The following is a 15,325-nucleotide window of genomic DNA, read 5'->3' on the forward strand; positions in this document are numbered from 1 at the left end:
ATTTTTTCCTGAATCGAGCCAGCAGAAGTTGCTGAAAAGTGCGCTAAAGATGGAAAAAAAGCGCAGTCGGTACCAGGCTTAATGCTGCCCGCAAAAAGGCGGGTCAGGACAATCCATATTCCGGTTTTAAACCGGAACTTACGGGAGCATAGCTATGACTGATATTGCGCAGTTGCTTGGCAAAGATGCCGACAGCCTTTTACAGCATCGTTGTATGACCATTCCTTCTGACCAACTTTACCTGCCTGGACATGATTACGTTGATCGCGTAATGGTGGATAACAACCGGCCGCCTGCCGTGCTGCGTAATATGCAGACGCTGTATAACACGGGGCGGCTTGCCGGGACAGGGTATCTTTCAATCCTACCGGTGGATCAGGGGGTAGAGCATTCTGCTGGGGCTTCGTTTGCCGCTAACCCGCTGTACTTTGATCCGAAGAATATTGTGGAGTTGGCTATCGAAGCAGGGTGCAACTGCGTGGCATCAACTTACGGTGTGCTGGCTTCTGTCTCCCGCCGCTACGCGCACCGTATCCCGTTCCTCGTTAAAATTAACCACAACGAAACGCTCAGCTATCCGAATACCTTTGACCAGACGCTGTATGCCAGCGTAGAGCAGGCGTTCAATATGGGTGCGGTTGCGGTAGGGGCAACTATCTATTTCGGTTCTGAGGAATCTCGCCGCCAGATTGAAGAGATTTCAGCAGCGTTTGAGCGCGCCCATGAGTTGGGTATGGTTACCGTGCTGTGGGCGTATCTGCGTAACTCCGCGTTTAAAAAAGATGGCGTGGATTACCATGTTTCCGCCGATCTTACCGGGCAGGCTAACCATCTGGCTGCCACTATCGGAGCGGATATCGTTAAGCAGAAAATGGCGGAAAATAACGGCGGGTATAAAGCTGTTAATTTTGGCTACACCGACGATCGCATCTATACCAAGTTGACCAGCGAGAATCCAATTGACCTGGTGCGTTACCAACTGGCGAACTGTTATATGGGACGTGCCGGGTTAATTAACTCTGGCGGGGCGGCCGGCGGCGACACCGACCTGAGCGATGCAGTGCGTACGGCGGTTATTAACAAACGTGCGGGTGGTATGGGGCTGATTCTGGGGCGTAAAGCGTTCAAGAAAACCATGGCCGACGGCGTTAAGTTGATTAACGCCGTACAGGACGTTTATCTGGACAGCAAAGTCACTATTGCCTGATCCCTCGGATTGTCGTTGGGTTAGCGCAATAGCGGACAACCCGGTGGCAGTCTGCAACGTAGCGCAGCGGGCAGGATTTCAATATGAAACTCTTGTCCGCTGAGTGGTTCACCATCGAGATTAAAGGTAATTTCGTGTGGGGCGCGGATATCAAACCACGACGATGCGCCGTCAATAATGTTAGGGTTGTCTTCGGATTGCGTTAACGCCGAAAGCAGTCCTGGCAGTAGTTCTTCGCCGGTAAAAATGCGCAGTTGCAGCAGGCCGTCGTTGATCAGCGCCGTCGGGCAAAGTTGTTGCCCACCACCGGCCTGGCGACCGTTACCGATACCAATCACCAGCGCCTTACCCTGCCAGTGAAAATCCTCCCCACGAATGTCACAGATGTCGGGCTTGAGCGTATCCATGCGCATTAATCCGTGAATAAAATACGATACACCGCCCAGTGCGGCCTTGAGTTTTTCCGGCGTTTCGGTGGTGATGCGAGTGCCAAACCCGCCGGTCGCCATGTTGATAAAACAGGTTTTATCGTTGACCTGCACCATATCGATTGCAGTCGCATTTGCAGCGATAGCCAGCTTTAACGCCTTATCAAGGTCATCGGGTATACCAACGCTGGTGGCAAAGTCATTCGCCGTTCCCAACGGTAAAATACCCAGCGCTGGAATATTGCCACCCTGCGACTGAATCAGCGCTGTCGAAACTTCGTTGATGGTGCCGTCACCGCCGCCGGCTATCACCGTAGCAACGCCTAGCTGACGAGCTTCATCAACGTAGCGTTGGGCATCGCCTTTTTCCCAGGTCACGCGAACATGGATTTCCACGCCTTCATCGCGAAGCTTCGCAATGGCATCACGCAGGGGGAGATTATCAGCACTTTTTCCATTGAGGATCAGTAAACTGGCAGGGAACGCTATCATCCGTTTGCCTCACTTTTTTTCGTTTTAACAAGTGTATGCCAGGAAAGCGTTAATGGCGTAAGAACTGACTGAAAGCGCAGGCGAAGAGATAAAAAAAGCCGCAGAGCGCGGCTTTTCAGATTGGGCAGACGTTACTGCGGGAACCATTGATCGCTGATTTTCTGGTACGTGCCGTCAGCTTTGATTGCCGCCAGCGCGCTGTTCAGTTTTTCCAGCAGGGCTTTGTTATCCGGGCGAACCGCGATGCCAAGGCCAGTACCGAAGTATTGCGGATCGGTTACTTTGTCAGTGGCTACGCCTAACTGCGGGTTGGTTTTCAGCCATTCGTTAACCACAGCGGTATCGCCAAATACGCCATCAATACGGCCATTTTTTAGGTCGATAATCGCATTCTGATAGCTATCGTAGGCCACGGTTTTCACCTCAGGATGTTTGTCCTGCAGGTATTTCTGATGGGTGGTGCCGTTTTCCATACCGATGCGCTTACCTTTCAGGTCGGCAAAGGTTTTATAGGTGTCTTTTTTCGCAATCACCAGCGCGGAGTTGGCATAGTAAGGCTGAGTGAACGCAACCTGTTTGCTACGCTCGGGCGTGATATCCATTCCGGAAATCACTGCATCATATTTTTTGAATTTCAGCGCGGGGATCAGGCTGTCGAAAGCGTGATTGGTGAAAGTACATTCTGCCTGCATTTGTTTGCACAGCGCCGTTGCCAGGTCGATGTCAAAACCGACAATTTTATTGCTCGCGTCCAGTGATTCAAATGGCGGATACGTGGCTGATACACCGAAACTAATTTTATCAGCAGCTGAGGCGCCAGCGGCGAAAGTAGCAAGTAATGCGGCCAGTACTAACTTTTTCATGGTGGAACTCCCGTCTGTCAATCTTATGATTATTACCGTGTCTGCGGCGTGGAGTAACAATGCCATTTAATGAATTTATATGCAATAAAAACGATTAAATATTTTTACTGGTATAAAAAAAGACGGACAATTTAGGTTGTTGTCCGTCTTTATTATTTTGCTTTATGCATATTTGTGGGATGGCGGTGCTAGCACCTTATCCGGCCTACAAAAGGTGCATGAACCGTAGGCCTGATAAGCGTAGCGCCATCAGGCATATGCTTAATTCCGGTGTTCAAACGCCAGCGCTTTACGTTCGATTAAGCGCATCATCAGCGTCAGCAAGCCGTTGACGATCAGGTAAATCACACCTGCCGCACCGAAGACCATAACGTCATAAGTACGACCGTACAGCAGCTGGCTATAGCCCATGACTTCCATCAGCGTGATAGTGTAAGCCAGTGAGGTACTTTTAAATACCAGCACCACTTCGTTGGAATACGAGGAGAGGGCGCGTTTAAAGGCGTACGGCAACAGAATCGCCAGCGTATCCTTTTTGCTCATCCCTAACGCTCCGCAGGACTGCCACTGGCCTTCCGGGATTGCACGGATAGCGCCGTAGAACAGTTGCGTAGTGTAGGCCGCACTGTTTAACGACAGCGCAATTAAGGCGCATAACCAGGGTTCAGAGAGCAGATGCCACAATACCGGATATTCTTGCAATGCCGGAAACTGTCCTGGTCCGTAGTAGATCAGGAAGATTTGCACCAGCAACGGTGTACCGGTAAACAGCGTGATATAAGCGCGAACCAGCCACACCAGCACCGGCGTTTTCAGCGTCAGGATGACGGTGAAGATCAGCGCCAGCACCAGAGCAACCACGATGGAGGCGACCGTCAGCGTCAGGCTGGTATGCAGCCCTTTCAACAATTCAGGTAAATACTCAAGCATCAGCCTGGTCTCCGCTCAAAACGTGTCGCGCGCAGGTCAATGCGTTTGAGAATGTACTGACTCACCAGCGTAATCACCAGGTAAATAGCGGCCGCCACAATGTACCAGGTAAACGGCTCCTGGGTACGGGTGGCAATACTCTTCGTTTGCAGCATCAGATCGTTCACGCTGATAAGGCTGACCAGCGCGGTATCTTTCAGCAATACCAGCCACTGGTTACCCAGTCCCGGTAAGGCATGACGCCACATCTGCGGCATCACCAGACGAAAGAAGATCGCGGCTTTAGACAAACCCAACGCCTGACCTGATTCCCATTGTCCGAGTGGCACGGCCTTCAGCGCGCCACGCAGTGTTTGTGATGCGTAAGCGGCGTACAGTAATGACAGTGCAATGACACCGCACAGGAACGGGCTGACGTCGAAGTTTTCGATCTGCATCTGAATCGGGATTTGTACAAACCCGAGATTGATCGTAAAACCATCGGCCAGCGTCAGCAGCAGTTGTGAGGAGCCGAAATAGATAAACAGAACCACCAGAATTTCTGGCAGACCGCGCAGGATGGTGACCAGGGCCGAGCCCGCCCATGCCACCGGGCGCCATTTTACTGACTCCCAGACGGCAAAAAACATGGCGAGCGCAAGGCCAATGATCAGCGCACAAACGGCAAGGCCGACGGTCATCCCGGCGGCGCTTGCTAAAGGAAAAAATTCATTCATCAAATATTACTTCTGGAACCATTTGTTGTAGATGGTCTCGTAAGTCCCATCTTTCTTCACTTTTTCCAGCGCAGCGTTAAATTTCTGCTGCAGCTCGGTATTGCCCTGGCGCACAGCAATGCCCAGACCGGTACCGAAGTAATCTTTATCCGTCACTTTGTCACCAACCGCGGCAAGCTTAGGATTGTCTTTCAGCCACTCGGTTACTACTGCGGTATCACCAAAGACGCCGTCAATACGACCATTTTGCAGATCGAGTTTGGCATTCTGGTAGCTGTCATACGGCACAGTGGTCACTTCCGGATGTTTATCCATGATGAATTTCTGGTGCGTGGTACCGTTTTGAACGCCGACTTTTTTACCTTTCAGCTGGTCGATGCTGGTGTATTTACCCTGCTGGCCCACAAACAGCGCAGAGTTGTCGTAGTAAGGGGTGGTGAACAGCACCTGTTTTTCACGCTCAGGTGTGATGTCCATACCGGCCATTACCGCGTCAAAACGACGGAACTTCAGGCTCGGAATCAGGCTGTCGAAGGCCTGATTGGTGAAGGTACAAGTAGCGTCAATCTCTTTACACAGCGCGTTTGCCAGATCAACGTCAAAACCTACGATCTTGTTATTCGCATCGATAGATTCAAATGGAGGATAAGACGCTTCGGTGGCGAAACGAATGGTTTGGGCTGCGGTAGCGGAAAGACTAAAACCTGCGATTAGCGCGGCAATCAGAACTTTTTTCATTGTATTGTCCCGAATCTTAGTGAGAAAGATAGTTTTTAAACGCTTCGGTTTGCGGGTTGGCAAAGCAGCTCGCATCCCCAAACTCGACGATATGACCGTTTTCCATATACACCACACGACTGGCCGTTTTACGTGCAACTTCCACTTCGTGGGTGACGATCACCTGAGTAATGTTGGTTTCCGCCAGTTCGCGAATGATACTGACGATTTGGGCGGTAATTTCCGGGTCAAGCGCGGCGGTCGGTTCATCAAACAGCAGCACCTGCGGCTCCATCATCAACGCGCGGGCAATGGCTACACGCTGTTGCTGGCCACCGGAAAGATGTAATGGGTAACGATCGCTGTAAGGCTTGAGGCGCAGACGTTCCAGCAGTTTCTCGGCGCGCGCCATCGCTTGCTCTTTTGTCAGACCCAGTACGCGGCAGGGCGCTTCAATCAGGTTCTGCACAACCGTGAGATGCGGCCAGAGATTATATTGCTGAAAGACCATGCCCACGTTCTGACGCAGATCCCGAATGGCTTTATCTGACGGGGTCTTCGTGAAGTCGAAACGGTTGCCCGCAATAGAGAGCGTGCCTGAGCGCGGCATCTCAAGCAGGTTGAGTACGCGCAGCAGCGAGCTTTTCCCGGCTCCACTTGGGCCAAGTAACACCAGTGTTTCACCCTGAGGGCAATCCAGCGTGATATCGAACAGCGCCTGATGTGCGCCGTAGAAGCAGTTAATGCCGTTTAATTGAATACTCATTGACACTCGATACTGGCAGTCTGATAGCTATTGAAGCCGCAGATACTACCTTTGACAGAATAGTTATGCAATATTTATGCGTTAAAAGTTAAATGCAAACCGCATTCTTCTCTAAACATAGCACAAAATAGCGGGGCCACCAGTGGGCAAGAATAAATGTCGGCATTCTATGCAGAATGCCAGACAATTTATGGGGGTTATGATTTAAGCGGGTGAATGGGGCGGTTAGCGGTTTTCGACAGACTGGCGCAGCGTCCCGGCTGGCGCGTGTACGCTGCCGCCCAGATAGCGTACATCATCAACGACCCAGCACTGACCTTCACGGATCATCAGCACTTCATCACGCCAGCTTTGGTCACCCTGTTTCAGCTCTACGCGCAGTGGAATGTTGCGTGCATCACTATTCGGAATAGTCGATGCGCTGGCGACACTGGCGCTGTCTGGTAACGTAGCGCGACTGGAGAACGGATCGCTGTTAAACAGATCGCGGTGTGCATTATCACGGCTGGCATCGGTCAGCAGTTTAGCCAGATTGTCGCTCAGGTACGGACGAAGGGCGGTAATATCATTGTTTCGATGCTGAATACGGTAATCATAGAATTGTTGAGCCACGCTGTCTGGCCCACCTTCTATGCATGAACCACTACGCGTGCCGTTATCTTTATAGACCGGCGTCACGGTCGTACAGGCGCTGAGAAGTAGTGCACATGGAACCAGCAGAGAGAGTTTCGAATAGCGCATAATGATTTCCTTATAAGCTTCCTACTAATTGTGTTCTACGATGAACAATTCGGTCTCACTAAAGATTGTATGATCGATTAACACATTGTTTTTGCTAAAGCAAATTCGCGGACACCCCACCTGAAGCATGTTGGTGGCGCTCGTTGCCAGCTTCAGCTTTAGTATATCAACCTGCAACGGGGCGTTGGCGGCCATTCATGCTTCTTATACTGTATAGACCATCTGAGCATTTGCATGTTCCATTTGCCGCGCTTTACGCCTGGCTAAACAAAATTCATGCCGTGCTGTTGGCTATAAGGGACTCCGGATGGCTAAAATAAGAGTTGCTTAATCTCGGTGCCCGTGCGTTAATGATCCGGTCGGTTTGAATAACAGACGATATACAAAGTAGTTTACTCAAGCAGTTCTCATTTTCAGGTGTAATCCGTTTATCCCCTCTTTGAGTCTCTTCATTAAGCACTACGAAGTTTCTGTCATAAAAACCAAGCTTGCCGAAAGGCTCAAATTAAGGAATAAATATATGTCTACTAAAATGACTGGTTTAGTTAAATGGTTCAATCCTGAAAAAGGTTTTGGCTTCATTACGCCTGCAGATGGCAGCAAAGATGTCTTTGTCCATTTCTCAGCGATTCAAAGTAATGAGTTTAAGGTGCTGAATGAAAACCAGAAAGTCGAATTCGGTGTGGAGCAGGGACCTAAAGGTCCATCCGCAATTAATGTTGTGGCGCTTTGAGGTAACTATTATTACTAATCATATTCACTTTCGCTGTCCATGTTGCCATGGTTCCCAATACAGAACATCAACCTTTGATGTTACTGAAGGAAATCCATTCGGGGCAAAATGTATTTTTTGTAAATCAAAAATGATTACATTTGATAACGTAGCAATGTACATTCAGTCCGGCCAGGCGCCATTAGATTTCAGAAAATAATAACTTCAGGCCCCCAAACATCTGGGGGCTTTTTTATTTCTGGCGGCTTGCCAGTCAAATAAAAATAAAAAATGCACCACCTGAAACCGCTACACATCAACAAGGATAGCAGTTTTATTTGGCGGGCTTTCCTTTGAGTGTCATAGTGTATTGGTTTGATAATGCTTTTGAGATTGTGCTCTTAGCGCAAAAAGGAGATTAACCATGCAGTTTTCGACAACCCCTACGCTGGAAGGACAGAGCATCGTGGAATACTGCGGTGTTGTTACCGGTGAAGCCATTTTAGGCGCGAATATCTTCCGCGATTTTTTTGCCGGCATTCGCGATATTGTTGGCGGTCGCTCCGGCGCGTATGAAAAAGAGCTGCGTAAAGCGCGTGAAATTGCTTTTCAGGCGCTGGGCGAACAGGCGAAAGCGCTGGGTGCTGATGCGGTGGTCGGTATCGATATCGATTACGAAACCGTAGGCAAAGACGGTAGCATGCTGATGGTGAGCGTCAGCGGTACCGCGGTGAAAACTCGCCGATGAAACGTCTGTTGTGTCTGCTGGCATTTACGCTGTTGCTGGTGGGATGTGCTGGCGAAAAAGGGATTGTCGACAAAGACGGGTATCAGTTAGATACCCGCCGTCAGGCCCAGGCTGCTTATCCGCGCATTAAAGTACTGGTTATCCATTACACGGCCGATGATTTTGACTCTTCCCTGGCTACGCTGACCGATAAAAACGTCAGTTCACACTATTTGATCCCCGCAGTGCCGCCGCTTTACCATGGTAAACCGCGTATCTGGCAACTGGTGCCGGAAAAAGATCTGGCCTGGCATGCGGGGATTAGCTTCTGGCGCGGCGCTACGCGTATTAACGATACCTCAATTGGTATTGAGCTGGAAAACCGCGGCTGGCAAAAATCAGCGGGCAGCAAGTATTTTGCGCCGTTTGAGCCCGCGCAGATTCAGGCGTTAATCCCATTGGCGAAAGATATCATCGCCCGCTACGACATAAAACCGCAAAACGTGGTGGCTCATGCAGACATTGCGCCGCAGCGTAAGGACGATCCCGGTCCGCTGTTTCCGTGGCAAGCACTGGCCGCTCAGGGCATTGGCGCATGGCCGGATGCTCAACGTGTGGCATTTTATCTCGCCGGACGAGCGCCCCATACGCCGGTAGAAACCGCGTCATTGCTCGATCTGCTGTCACGCTATGGCTATGAGGTAAAACCCGAGATGACGCCGCGTGAACAGCAGCGGGTGATTATGGCGTTCCAGATGCACTTCCGCCCGACGTTGTGGAATGGCGTGGCGGACGCTGAAACGCAGGCGATTGCTGAAGCGTTACTGGAGAAATACGGACAGGGTTAACGCAGACACCAATGCCTGATGGCGCTTCGCTTATCAGGCCTACAGTTAATTTGGCAGGTTTTTGTGGCGCTTGTGCCGCCACCCTGCAATGGCTATCAGCCTAACGCGGCAGCTTACCGTGGTCGCGCAGCCAGGCCGCGGTACGCTCAATCCCTTCATCCAGCGTCACAACGGGCTGATAACCTAACTCTTCCTGGGCGCGGCTGGTATCCAGCGTAAAGTCAAAATTCAGCTTCGAAACGCCGTAATGCGTAAGCTTTGGCTCTTTCGCCGATTTATTGCCTAAGCGCTCCATGCTGCGGGCAATCATGTCCAGCATCGGGTAGGGCACAGAGCGGATACGGCAATCAATATTCAGCTCGTCGATAAGTTTCTGCACAATACTGCGCAGGGTGCGATGTTCACCGTTGGTTATATTGTACGCGCGACCCGACGGCAGCTTATCGCAGGCTTCCTGACTCGCCAGCCACATCGCGTGAACTGCGTTCTCGTAATAGGTCATATCCACCAGCGCACTCCCGCCATGCGGCAACAGGATGCTGCCGTAGTGGTACATCATATGGGCGAGGCGGGGAATAAAGACTTTATCGTGAGGTCCGAACAAGCTTTGTGGGCGCAAGACAGTAAAGCGAGTCTGCGGGTTAGCCTGGGCGAGCAGCGCAATCACCTCTTCACCAGCCGCTTTGCTGCGGGCGAATTCGTTGGCGAAGCGATGGGGACGGAAGTCTTCTTTGATATCGCGATGATGGTGATAATCAAAATAAAGCGACGGAGAGGAGATATGAATAAAGTTACGTACGCCCCAGGCTACGGCCCACTCGCCCAGACGGCGGGTAGCACGAACGTTGGCCAGATCAAAAGCTTCCTGAGTTCCCCATGGAGAGGTGAAACTGGAGCAGTGCCACAGCGTGTCAATGCCGGCCAGCATCACTTTTGCCTGCGAAGAAACCAGCTCGGTCAAATCCGCATGCACAAATTCTGCGCCCATTTTCTCCAGCAGCTTGCCCATCGCTTCGTTGCGACCGGTGGCTCTGACGCTGACGCCTTTGCTGCATAAAAACTCAACCGCGTTTCGGCCCAAGCCGCTGGTGGCTCCGGTAACCAGTACCTTCATATCAATCCACTGTGTTTAAAAAACGTCGTGCGCATTCTTCCGTGAATTACGCCTGTATGCAATGGGAAACATGAAAGAATACAGGCTCTTTTTATCATTAGTCTGTGATTTGTTCTGCAAGTTTGGCTATACGCTTCGCCATCCCCCTGAAAATGAACAGGTGGGCGGGGATCATCAACAGCCAGTAGAAGAGGCCAGGCATACCGTGCGGATGCCACCACGCGCGTACATCAATGCGTCGGTGATCGCCTTTATCTTCCAGTGTGAAGCTCAGGCGACCCAGTCCCGGCGCTTTCATCCCAAACAGCAGCGTCAGCTGTTTCTCCGGCTCAACGATGATGACTTTCCAGCTATCAACGGTGTCGCCAACTTGCAATAGTGGGTGTTCGGGGCGACCTTTTGCCAGCTTATGGCCGACCAGCAGGTCCAACGCCGCGCGCGTCTTCCATAGAATATTGCCAAAGAAATAGCCTTCTTTGCCGCCGAGTCGATTCACAACCTGCCACAGCGCTTTTGTGCTGGCAGAGGTTTCAACGCTAAAGCCAGCTTGTTTGGCGAAATAGCCATATTCTGGACGCCAGCGGGCAAACGCCTGTGCGTCGTAACCCCAGTCGCTGGAGTTGACCAGCTTCTCTTCTTCCTTCAACGTGCTGCGCACCGCGTCATCAAAGGCAATCAGTTTTTGTGGGATCAGCGCACGTAATTCGGTGTCATCGGCCAGCAGGTCGTGTTTTAAGCCCTGGATCAGCGCTTTGGCCGTGGTTGGCGGCACTGACGTAATGACGTTCAAAAACCAGACCGAAATCCAGCGGGTAGGGAAGGGGATGGGGATGAGCAGGCGATGTTTACCGCTGACCGCCATAAAATGCTCGAACTGTTCCTGATAGCTCAACACCTGCGGCCCGGCGGCTTCGAGGACGCGGTGATGTGGTGTGGGATTTTCCAACAATGCCACCAGATAGTACATTAAATTCTCCAGCGCGATAGGCGTGGTACGCGAGCGTACCCAGCGTGGAGGGGTGAGAACCGGCAGGTTGTAAACCATATCGCGCATGACTTCAAAGGCAGCGGAACCCGCTCCCACGATAATGCCCGCGCGCAATTCCGTCATTGGCACGCCTGACTCGCGCAGGGTGTCTGCGGTTATCTGTCGCGCACGCAGATGATCGGATTGTTCATGCCGGGGAGCCTGCAATGAGCTCAGGAAAATAAGCTGTTTAACTGGCGTATTACGCAGCGCATCGCGCACGTTCATCGCGACCTGACGTTCGTGGGCGATAAAATCACCGCCTTCGCCCATACCATGAACCAGATAATAAACCGTATCAACACCCGTCAGCAGCGGGGTGAGGTTATCTGGCCAATTCAAATCGACCTTGTGGCAACTGACATTGGCCAGTTGCTGCTTTTCCAGCCGTTCAATGCGACGTGCCGCAGCCAACACCTGGTGCCCTTGCTGACTGAGCGCCTGTACCAAATGCTGACCAATGTAGCCACTGGCGCCAAGAACCAAAATCCGTTGCGGCACGCCCATCTCCTTATTGGGTTAGAAAAGCGCGCCAGTGGGCGACGACTTCAGCAAGTTGTTCACGTGATACGTCCAGGTGCATCACCAGGCGCACAATCGGGGAGGCGTTAATCAGCACACCTTGCGCTTTCATATACTCGCCCAGCGCGGTAGCGTGCTCTTCGCCAACGCGAACAAACAGCATATTGGTGTCGTGGCGCATGACGTCCGCCCCTGCTTCGCGCAGCTGCTCCGCCATCCAGGCGGCGTTGTCATGATCTTCCTGCAAACGCGCCACGTTATTTTTCAGCGCATACAGCCCGGCCGCTGCCAGAATACCGGCCTGACGCATTCCGCCGCCGGTCATTTTGCGCCAGCGAATAGCGCGTTTGATGTACTCGTGGCTGCCGACCAGCAGTGAACCAACGGGGGTGCCGAGGCCTTTGGAGAGGCAAATGGTGAACGAATCACAGTATTGCGTGACATCTTTAAGTTCACAGCCGTAGGCGACGATGGCGTTAAAAATACGTGCGCCGTCGACGTGCAGGGCAAGATTACGCTCACGGGTGAATTCCCAGGCGTCTTTCAGATACTCGCGCGGCAGCACTTTGCCGTTGTGGGTATTTTCCAGGCTGAGCAAGCGGGTGCGGGCAAAATGGATATCGTCCACTTTGATTTTTGCAGCTACTTTGTCCAGAGGCAGGGAGCCATCCGGTGCGGCGTCGATAGGTTGCGGTTGAATGCTACCGAGCACCGCTGCGCCACCTGCTTCGTAGAGATAGTTATGCGCGCCCTGGCCGGCAATGTACTCTTCGCCACGCTGACAATGGCTGAGCAGCGCCACCAGGTTAGCCTGAGTACCGGTAGGTAAGAAAATAGCGGCTTCTTTACCAGAAAGCTCTGCGGCGTATTGCTGGAGGGCGTTAACGGTAGGGTCGTCTCCATACACGTCATCCCCGACCGGGGCGGCCATCATCTCTTCCAGCATGGCGCGACTCGGCCGGGTGACGGTATCACTGCGTAAATCAATCATGGTGTCTCCTTATTACACTTCATCCTTCAGGCTGCCTCGGCGTTGGCCGCACCCTTAAACCCCAGTCACATAGTATACCTATGCTCCTGGGGATTTTCGGGCTAGCCGCCTTGATGCATCATGAATGATTTTGTGTGTGATTTAATAAGGATGTTTTACCTGAGCCAGTTCGTTTTCGCCAGTTCGATCACTTCATCACCGCGTCCACTGATGATTGCACGCAGCATATACAGGCTAAAACCTTTGGCCTGTTCGAGTTTGATCTGCGGCGGGATCGCCAGCTCTTCTTTCGCCACGACCACATCGACCAGCACCGGGCCGTCAATCGACATCGCCCTTTGTAGCGCTTCATCAACCTCTGAGGCTTTTTCCACGCGAATGCCTGTAATGCCACAGGCTTCGGCAATCCGCGCGAAGTTGGTGTCGTGCAGTTCAGTGCCGTCGGTCAGATAACCGCCCGCTTTCATCTCCATTGCGACAAATCCCAGTACGCTGTTGTTGAAGACAATAATCTTCACCGGCAGCTTCATCTGGACAACCGACAGAAAATCTCCCATCAGCATGCTAAAGCCGCCGTCACCGCACATTGCCACAACCTGGCGTCCTGGTTCGGTCGCTTGTGCACCGAGTGCCTGCGGCATAGCATTAGCCATCGACCCGTGGTTAAACGATCCGAGCAGACGACGTTTGCCGTTCATTTTCAGATAGCGTGCTGCCCACACCGTTGGCGTACCAACGTCGCAGGTAAAGATGGCATCGTCAGCGGCAAAGTGGCTGATCTGCTGCGCCAGATACTGCGGGTGAATGGCTTTATCGCTGGGTTTGGCTAAATCATCCAGCCCTTTGCGCGCCTCGTGATAGTGCTCCAGCGCTTTGTCCAGGAACTGCCGCTCGGTTTTTTCCTCCACCAGCGGCAGTAGGGCACGTAACGTAGATTTAATATCGCCTACCAGCGCCATATCAACTTTACTGTGCGCGCCAATGCTCGCCGGATTGATATCAATCTGAATAATTTTGGCGTCGGTGGGGTAGAACGGGCGATAGGGGAACTGGGTGCCAAGCAGGATCAATGTGTCGGCATTCATCATGGTATGGAAGCCGGATGAAAAGCCAATCAGCCCGGTCATACCCACATCATAGGGGTTATCGTACTCAACATGCTCTTTACCACGCAGGGCGTGAACAATCGGCGCTTTGATTTTAGCCGCAAACTCAACCAGTTCTTTATGTGCACCGGCGCAGCCACTACCGCACATCAGGGCGATATTGCTGGAGTAGCGCAGCAGTTGCGCCAGTTTTCTCAGCTCTTCTTCTTGTGGAGTCACCACCGGGAGCGGCGCATGATACCAGTGCGTGGTGGCGCTTTCAGGTGCAGGTTTTAGCGCCACGTCACCGGGTAAAACCACCACCGAGACGCCACGATTTAATACGGCTTTACGCATGGCAATGGCGAGTACCTGCGGGATCTGTTCTGGGCTGGAAACCAGCTCGCAATAGTGGCTACATTCGCGGAACAACTCTTGCGGGTGGGTCTCCTGAAAATAACCGCTGCCTATTTCACTGGAGGGAATATGCGCGGCGATTGCCAGTACCGGGACGTGGTTACGGTGACAATCAAACAGCCCGTTGATCAGGTGCAGGTTGCCTGGCCCGCACGAGCCTGCGCAGACGGCCAGTTCGCCCGTCAACTGCGCTTCAGCGCCCGCGGCGAAGGCTGCAACCTCTTCATGACGGGTTGGCATCCAGTCAATTGTTCCCATACGATTCAGACTGTCACTCAGACCATTTAGCGAGTCACCCGTTACACCCCAAATGCGTTTTACGCCAGCCTGTTCGAGTGTTTTAGCAATAAAAGCGGCAACCGTTTGTTTCATGGTTTTCCTTCTCCTCTAATGTGATACCGGTTACAAGTTTAGATGAAGATAATAGTTATGCTTCTCATTTCCCCCTTATTTCCGGCAGGTTTCATTTAACCTGTATTAAGCGTAGTTTGTTATTGGACATGGTGAAACAAGGAATAAATTCAAATGGTTATAAAACTATTAAATTCAGTTAACCGAGTACTGACTCACGAAGATTTTGGCAAGTTATTGTTACGCTTTGCCGTCGGTGGGCTGATGCTGTTTCATGGGTTGCATAAACTCTTTGCGGGTATTGATGGCATCAGCGGTATGTTGATAGCGAAAGGTTTCCCAGGCTTTATTGCGTATGGCGTTCTGTTGGGAGAGGTTGTGGCACCGTGCCTGATTATTCTTGGCATCCTGACGCGTCCGGCGGCGTTGGGGCTGGCGTTTACGATGGTTGTGGCATGGCTGATGGTCGGGATGGGTGAAACCTGGACACTGGATAAAACCGGTGCATGGGCGATTGAAAGTCTGGTTTATTTCTTTATCGGCGCGCTGGCCGTGGCGTTTTTGGGCGCGGGGCGTTACTCCGTTGCCGGGAATTCTGCCTGGCGATAGTTACCATCTGAGAGTCAATACCGAGGCGGGAAAGCGTAGCATTGCTCCGCCTCGTCGTTCAA

The 15,325-nt window shown here is 52.0% G+C and carries 17 protein-coding genes; 6 read left to right on the plus strand and 11 right to left on the minus strand.

The features are described 5' to 3' along the window. Positions 1–154 precede the first annotated feature (154 nt). The gene (gene fbaB, locus FDW94_RS09700; protein ID WP_137377501.1) at positions 155–1,207 is read left to right on the plus strand and encodes a class I fructose-bisphosphate aldolase; all 1,053 of its coding nucleotides are present in this window, start codon (positions 155–157) and stop codon (positions 1,205–1,207) included. 20 nt (positions 1,208–1,227) lie between these two features. Here fbaB and yegS read toward each other — a convergent pair whose 3' ends face one another. The 7 genes from yegS to FDW94_RS09735 all read right to left on the minus strand — a co-directional run bounded on the left by yegS (position 1,228) and on the right by FDW94_RS09735 (position 6,860). Beyond that, positions 1,228–2,127 (minus strand): lipid kinase YegS, encoded by a 900-nt coding sequence (gene yegS / locus FDW94_RS09705; protein WP_048215937.1) that lies wholly within the window; start codon positions 2,125–2,127, stop codon positions 1,228–1,230. Between the two features lie 131 nt (positions 2,128–2,258). Further along, positions 2,259–2,990 (minus strand): arginine ABC transporter substrate-binding protein ArtJ, encoded by a 732-nt coding sequence (artJ, locus tag FDW94_RS09710; protein WP_003027308.1) that lies wholly within the window; start codon positions 2,988–2,990, stop codon positions 2,259–2,261. Between the two features lie 261 nt (positions 2,991–3,251). Further along, positions 3,252–3,920 (minus strand): arginine ABC transporter permease ArtM, encoded by a 669-nt coding sequence (artM, locus tag FDW94_RS09715; RefSeq protein WP_003840185.1) that lies wholly within the window; start codon positions 3,918–3,920, stop codon positions 3,252–3,254. Continuing rightward, the gene (gene artQ, locus FDW94_RS09720; protein ID WP_137377502.1) at positions 3,920–4,636 is read right to left on the minus strand and encodes an arginine ABC transporter permease ArtQ; all 717 of its coding nucleotides are present in this window, start codon (positions 4,634–4,636) and stop codon (positions 3,920–3,922) included. The genes artM and artQ overlap by 1 nt, the downstream gene beginning before the upstream one ends. 6 nt (positions 4,637–4,642) lie before the next feature. Next, positions 4,643–5,374, minus strand: a complete 732-nt coding sequence (gene artI, locus FDW94_RS09725; protein WP_003027298.1) for an arginine ABC transporter substrate-binding protein ArtI — start codon at positions 5,372–5,374, stop codon at positions 4,643–4,645. 16 nt (positions 5,375–5,390) lie between these two features. Beyond that, entirely contained in the window at positions 5,391–6,119 is a 729-nt protein-coding gene (artP, locus tag FDW94_RS09730) for an arginine ABC transporter ATP-binding protein ArtP (RefSeq protein WP_003027295.1), read from the minus strand. Positions 6,120–6,344: 225 nt separating this feature from the next. Beyond that, on the minus strand, positions 6,345–6,860 hold the full coding sequence (locus FDW94_RS09735) for a lipoprotein (protein WP_003834409.1): 516 nt from the start codon (positions 6,858–6,860) through the stop codon (positions 6,345–6,347). Between the two features lie 520 nt (positions 6,861–7,380). Between FDW94_RS09735 and FDW94_RS09740 the strand changes: the two genes are divergently transcribed. The 4 genes from FDW94_RS09740 (at position 7,381) to FDW94_RS09755 (ending at position 9,147) form a co-directional block, all read left to right on the plus strand. Continuing rightward, positions 7,381–7,593: a cold shock domain-containing protein gene (locus FDW94_RS09740; RefSeq protein ID WP_137377503.1), complete on the plus strand. Its 213-nt coding sequence runs from the start codon at positions 7,381–7,383 to the stop codon at positions 7,591–7,593. A gap of 10 nt (positions 7,594–7,603) precedes the next feature. Then, positions 7,604–7,792 carry a cold-shock protein gene (locus FDW94_RS09745; protein ID WP_071692589.1) on the plus strand — a complete coding sequence of 63 codons (189 nt, stop codon included), beginning with the start codon at positions 7,604–7,606 and terminating at the stop codon, positions 7,790–7,792. Between the two features lie 204 nt (positions 7,793–7,996). Further along, positions 7,997–8,320: a heavy metal-binding domain-containing protein gene (locus tag FDW94_RS09750; RefSeq protein WP_137377504.1), complete on the plus strand. Its 324-nt coding sequence runs from the start codon at positions 7,997–7,999 to the stop codon at positions 8,318–8,320. Further along, positions 8,317–9,147: an N-acetylmuramoyl-L-alanine amidase gene (locus tag FDW94_RS09755; protein ID WP_032943958.1), complete on the plus strand. Its 831-nt coding sequence runs from the start codon at positions 8,317–8,319 to the stop codon at positions 9,145–9,147. Before FDW94_RS09750 ends, FDW94_RS09755 begins: the two co-directional genes overlap by 4 nt. Before the next feature lie 100 nt (positions 9,148–9,247). Here the strand turns inward: FDW94_RS09755 and FDW94_RS09760 are convergent, their stop codons facing one another. From FDW94_RS09760 to poxB, 4 genes are all read right to left on the minus strand, one after another. Then, a complete protein-coding gene (locus FDW94_RS09760) occupies positions 9,248–10,261 on the minus strand; it encodes an NAD(P)-dependent oxidoreductase (RefSeq protein ID WP_003834312.1) in 1,014 nt (337 codons plus the stop codon). A gap of 97 nt (positions 10,262–10,358) precedes the next feature. After that, complete coding sequence (locus FDW94_RS09765) at positions 10,359–11,789, minus strand: SDR family oxidoreductase (protein ID WP_048216410.1); 1,431 nt, start codon at positions 11,787–11,789, stop codon at positions 10,359–10,361. Positions 11,790–11,799: 10 nt separating this feature from the next. Next, positions 11,800–12,801 (minus strand): low-specificity L-threonine aldolase, encoded by a 1,002-nt coding sequence (gene ltaE, locus FDW94_RS09770; RefSeq protein ID WP_048234951.1) that lies wholly within the window; start codon positions 12,799–12,801, stop codon positions 11,800–11,802. Positions 12,802–12,956: 155 nt separating this feature from the next. Beyond that, complete coding sequence (gene poxB / locus FDW94_RS09775) at positions 12,957–14,675, minus strand: ubiquinone-dependent pyruvate dehydrogenase (RefSeq protein ID WP_071444787.1); 1,719 nt, start codon at positions 14,673–14,675, stop codon at positions 12,957–12,959. Between the two features lie 153 nt (positions 14,676–14,828). Here poxB and FDW94_RS09780 point away from each other — a divergent pair, with 153 nt between their 5' ends. After that, a complete protein-coding gene (locus FDW94_RS09780) occupies positions 14,829–15,263 on the plus strand; it encodes a DoxX family protein (protein ID WP_003834302.1) in 435 nt (144 codons plus the stop codon). Positions 15,264–15,325 lie beyond the last annotated feature (62 nt).

Origin of the sequence: Citrobacter sp. wls757, assembly GCF_005280935.1 — a bacterium.
GTDB lineage: Bacteria > Pseudomonadota > Gammaproteobacteria > Enterobacterales > Enterobacteriaceae > Citrobacter > Citrobacter portucalensis.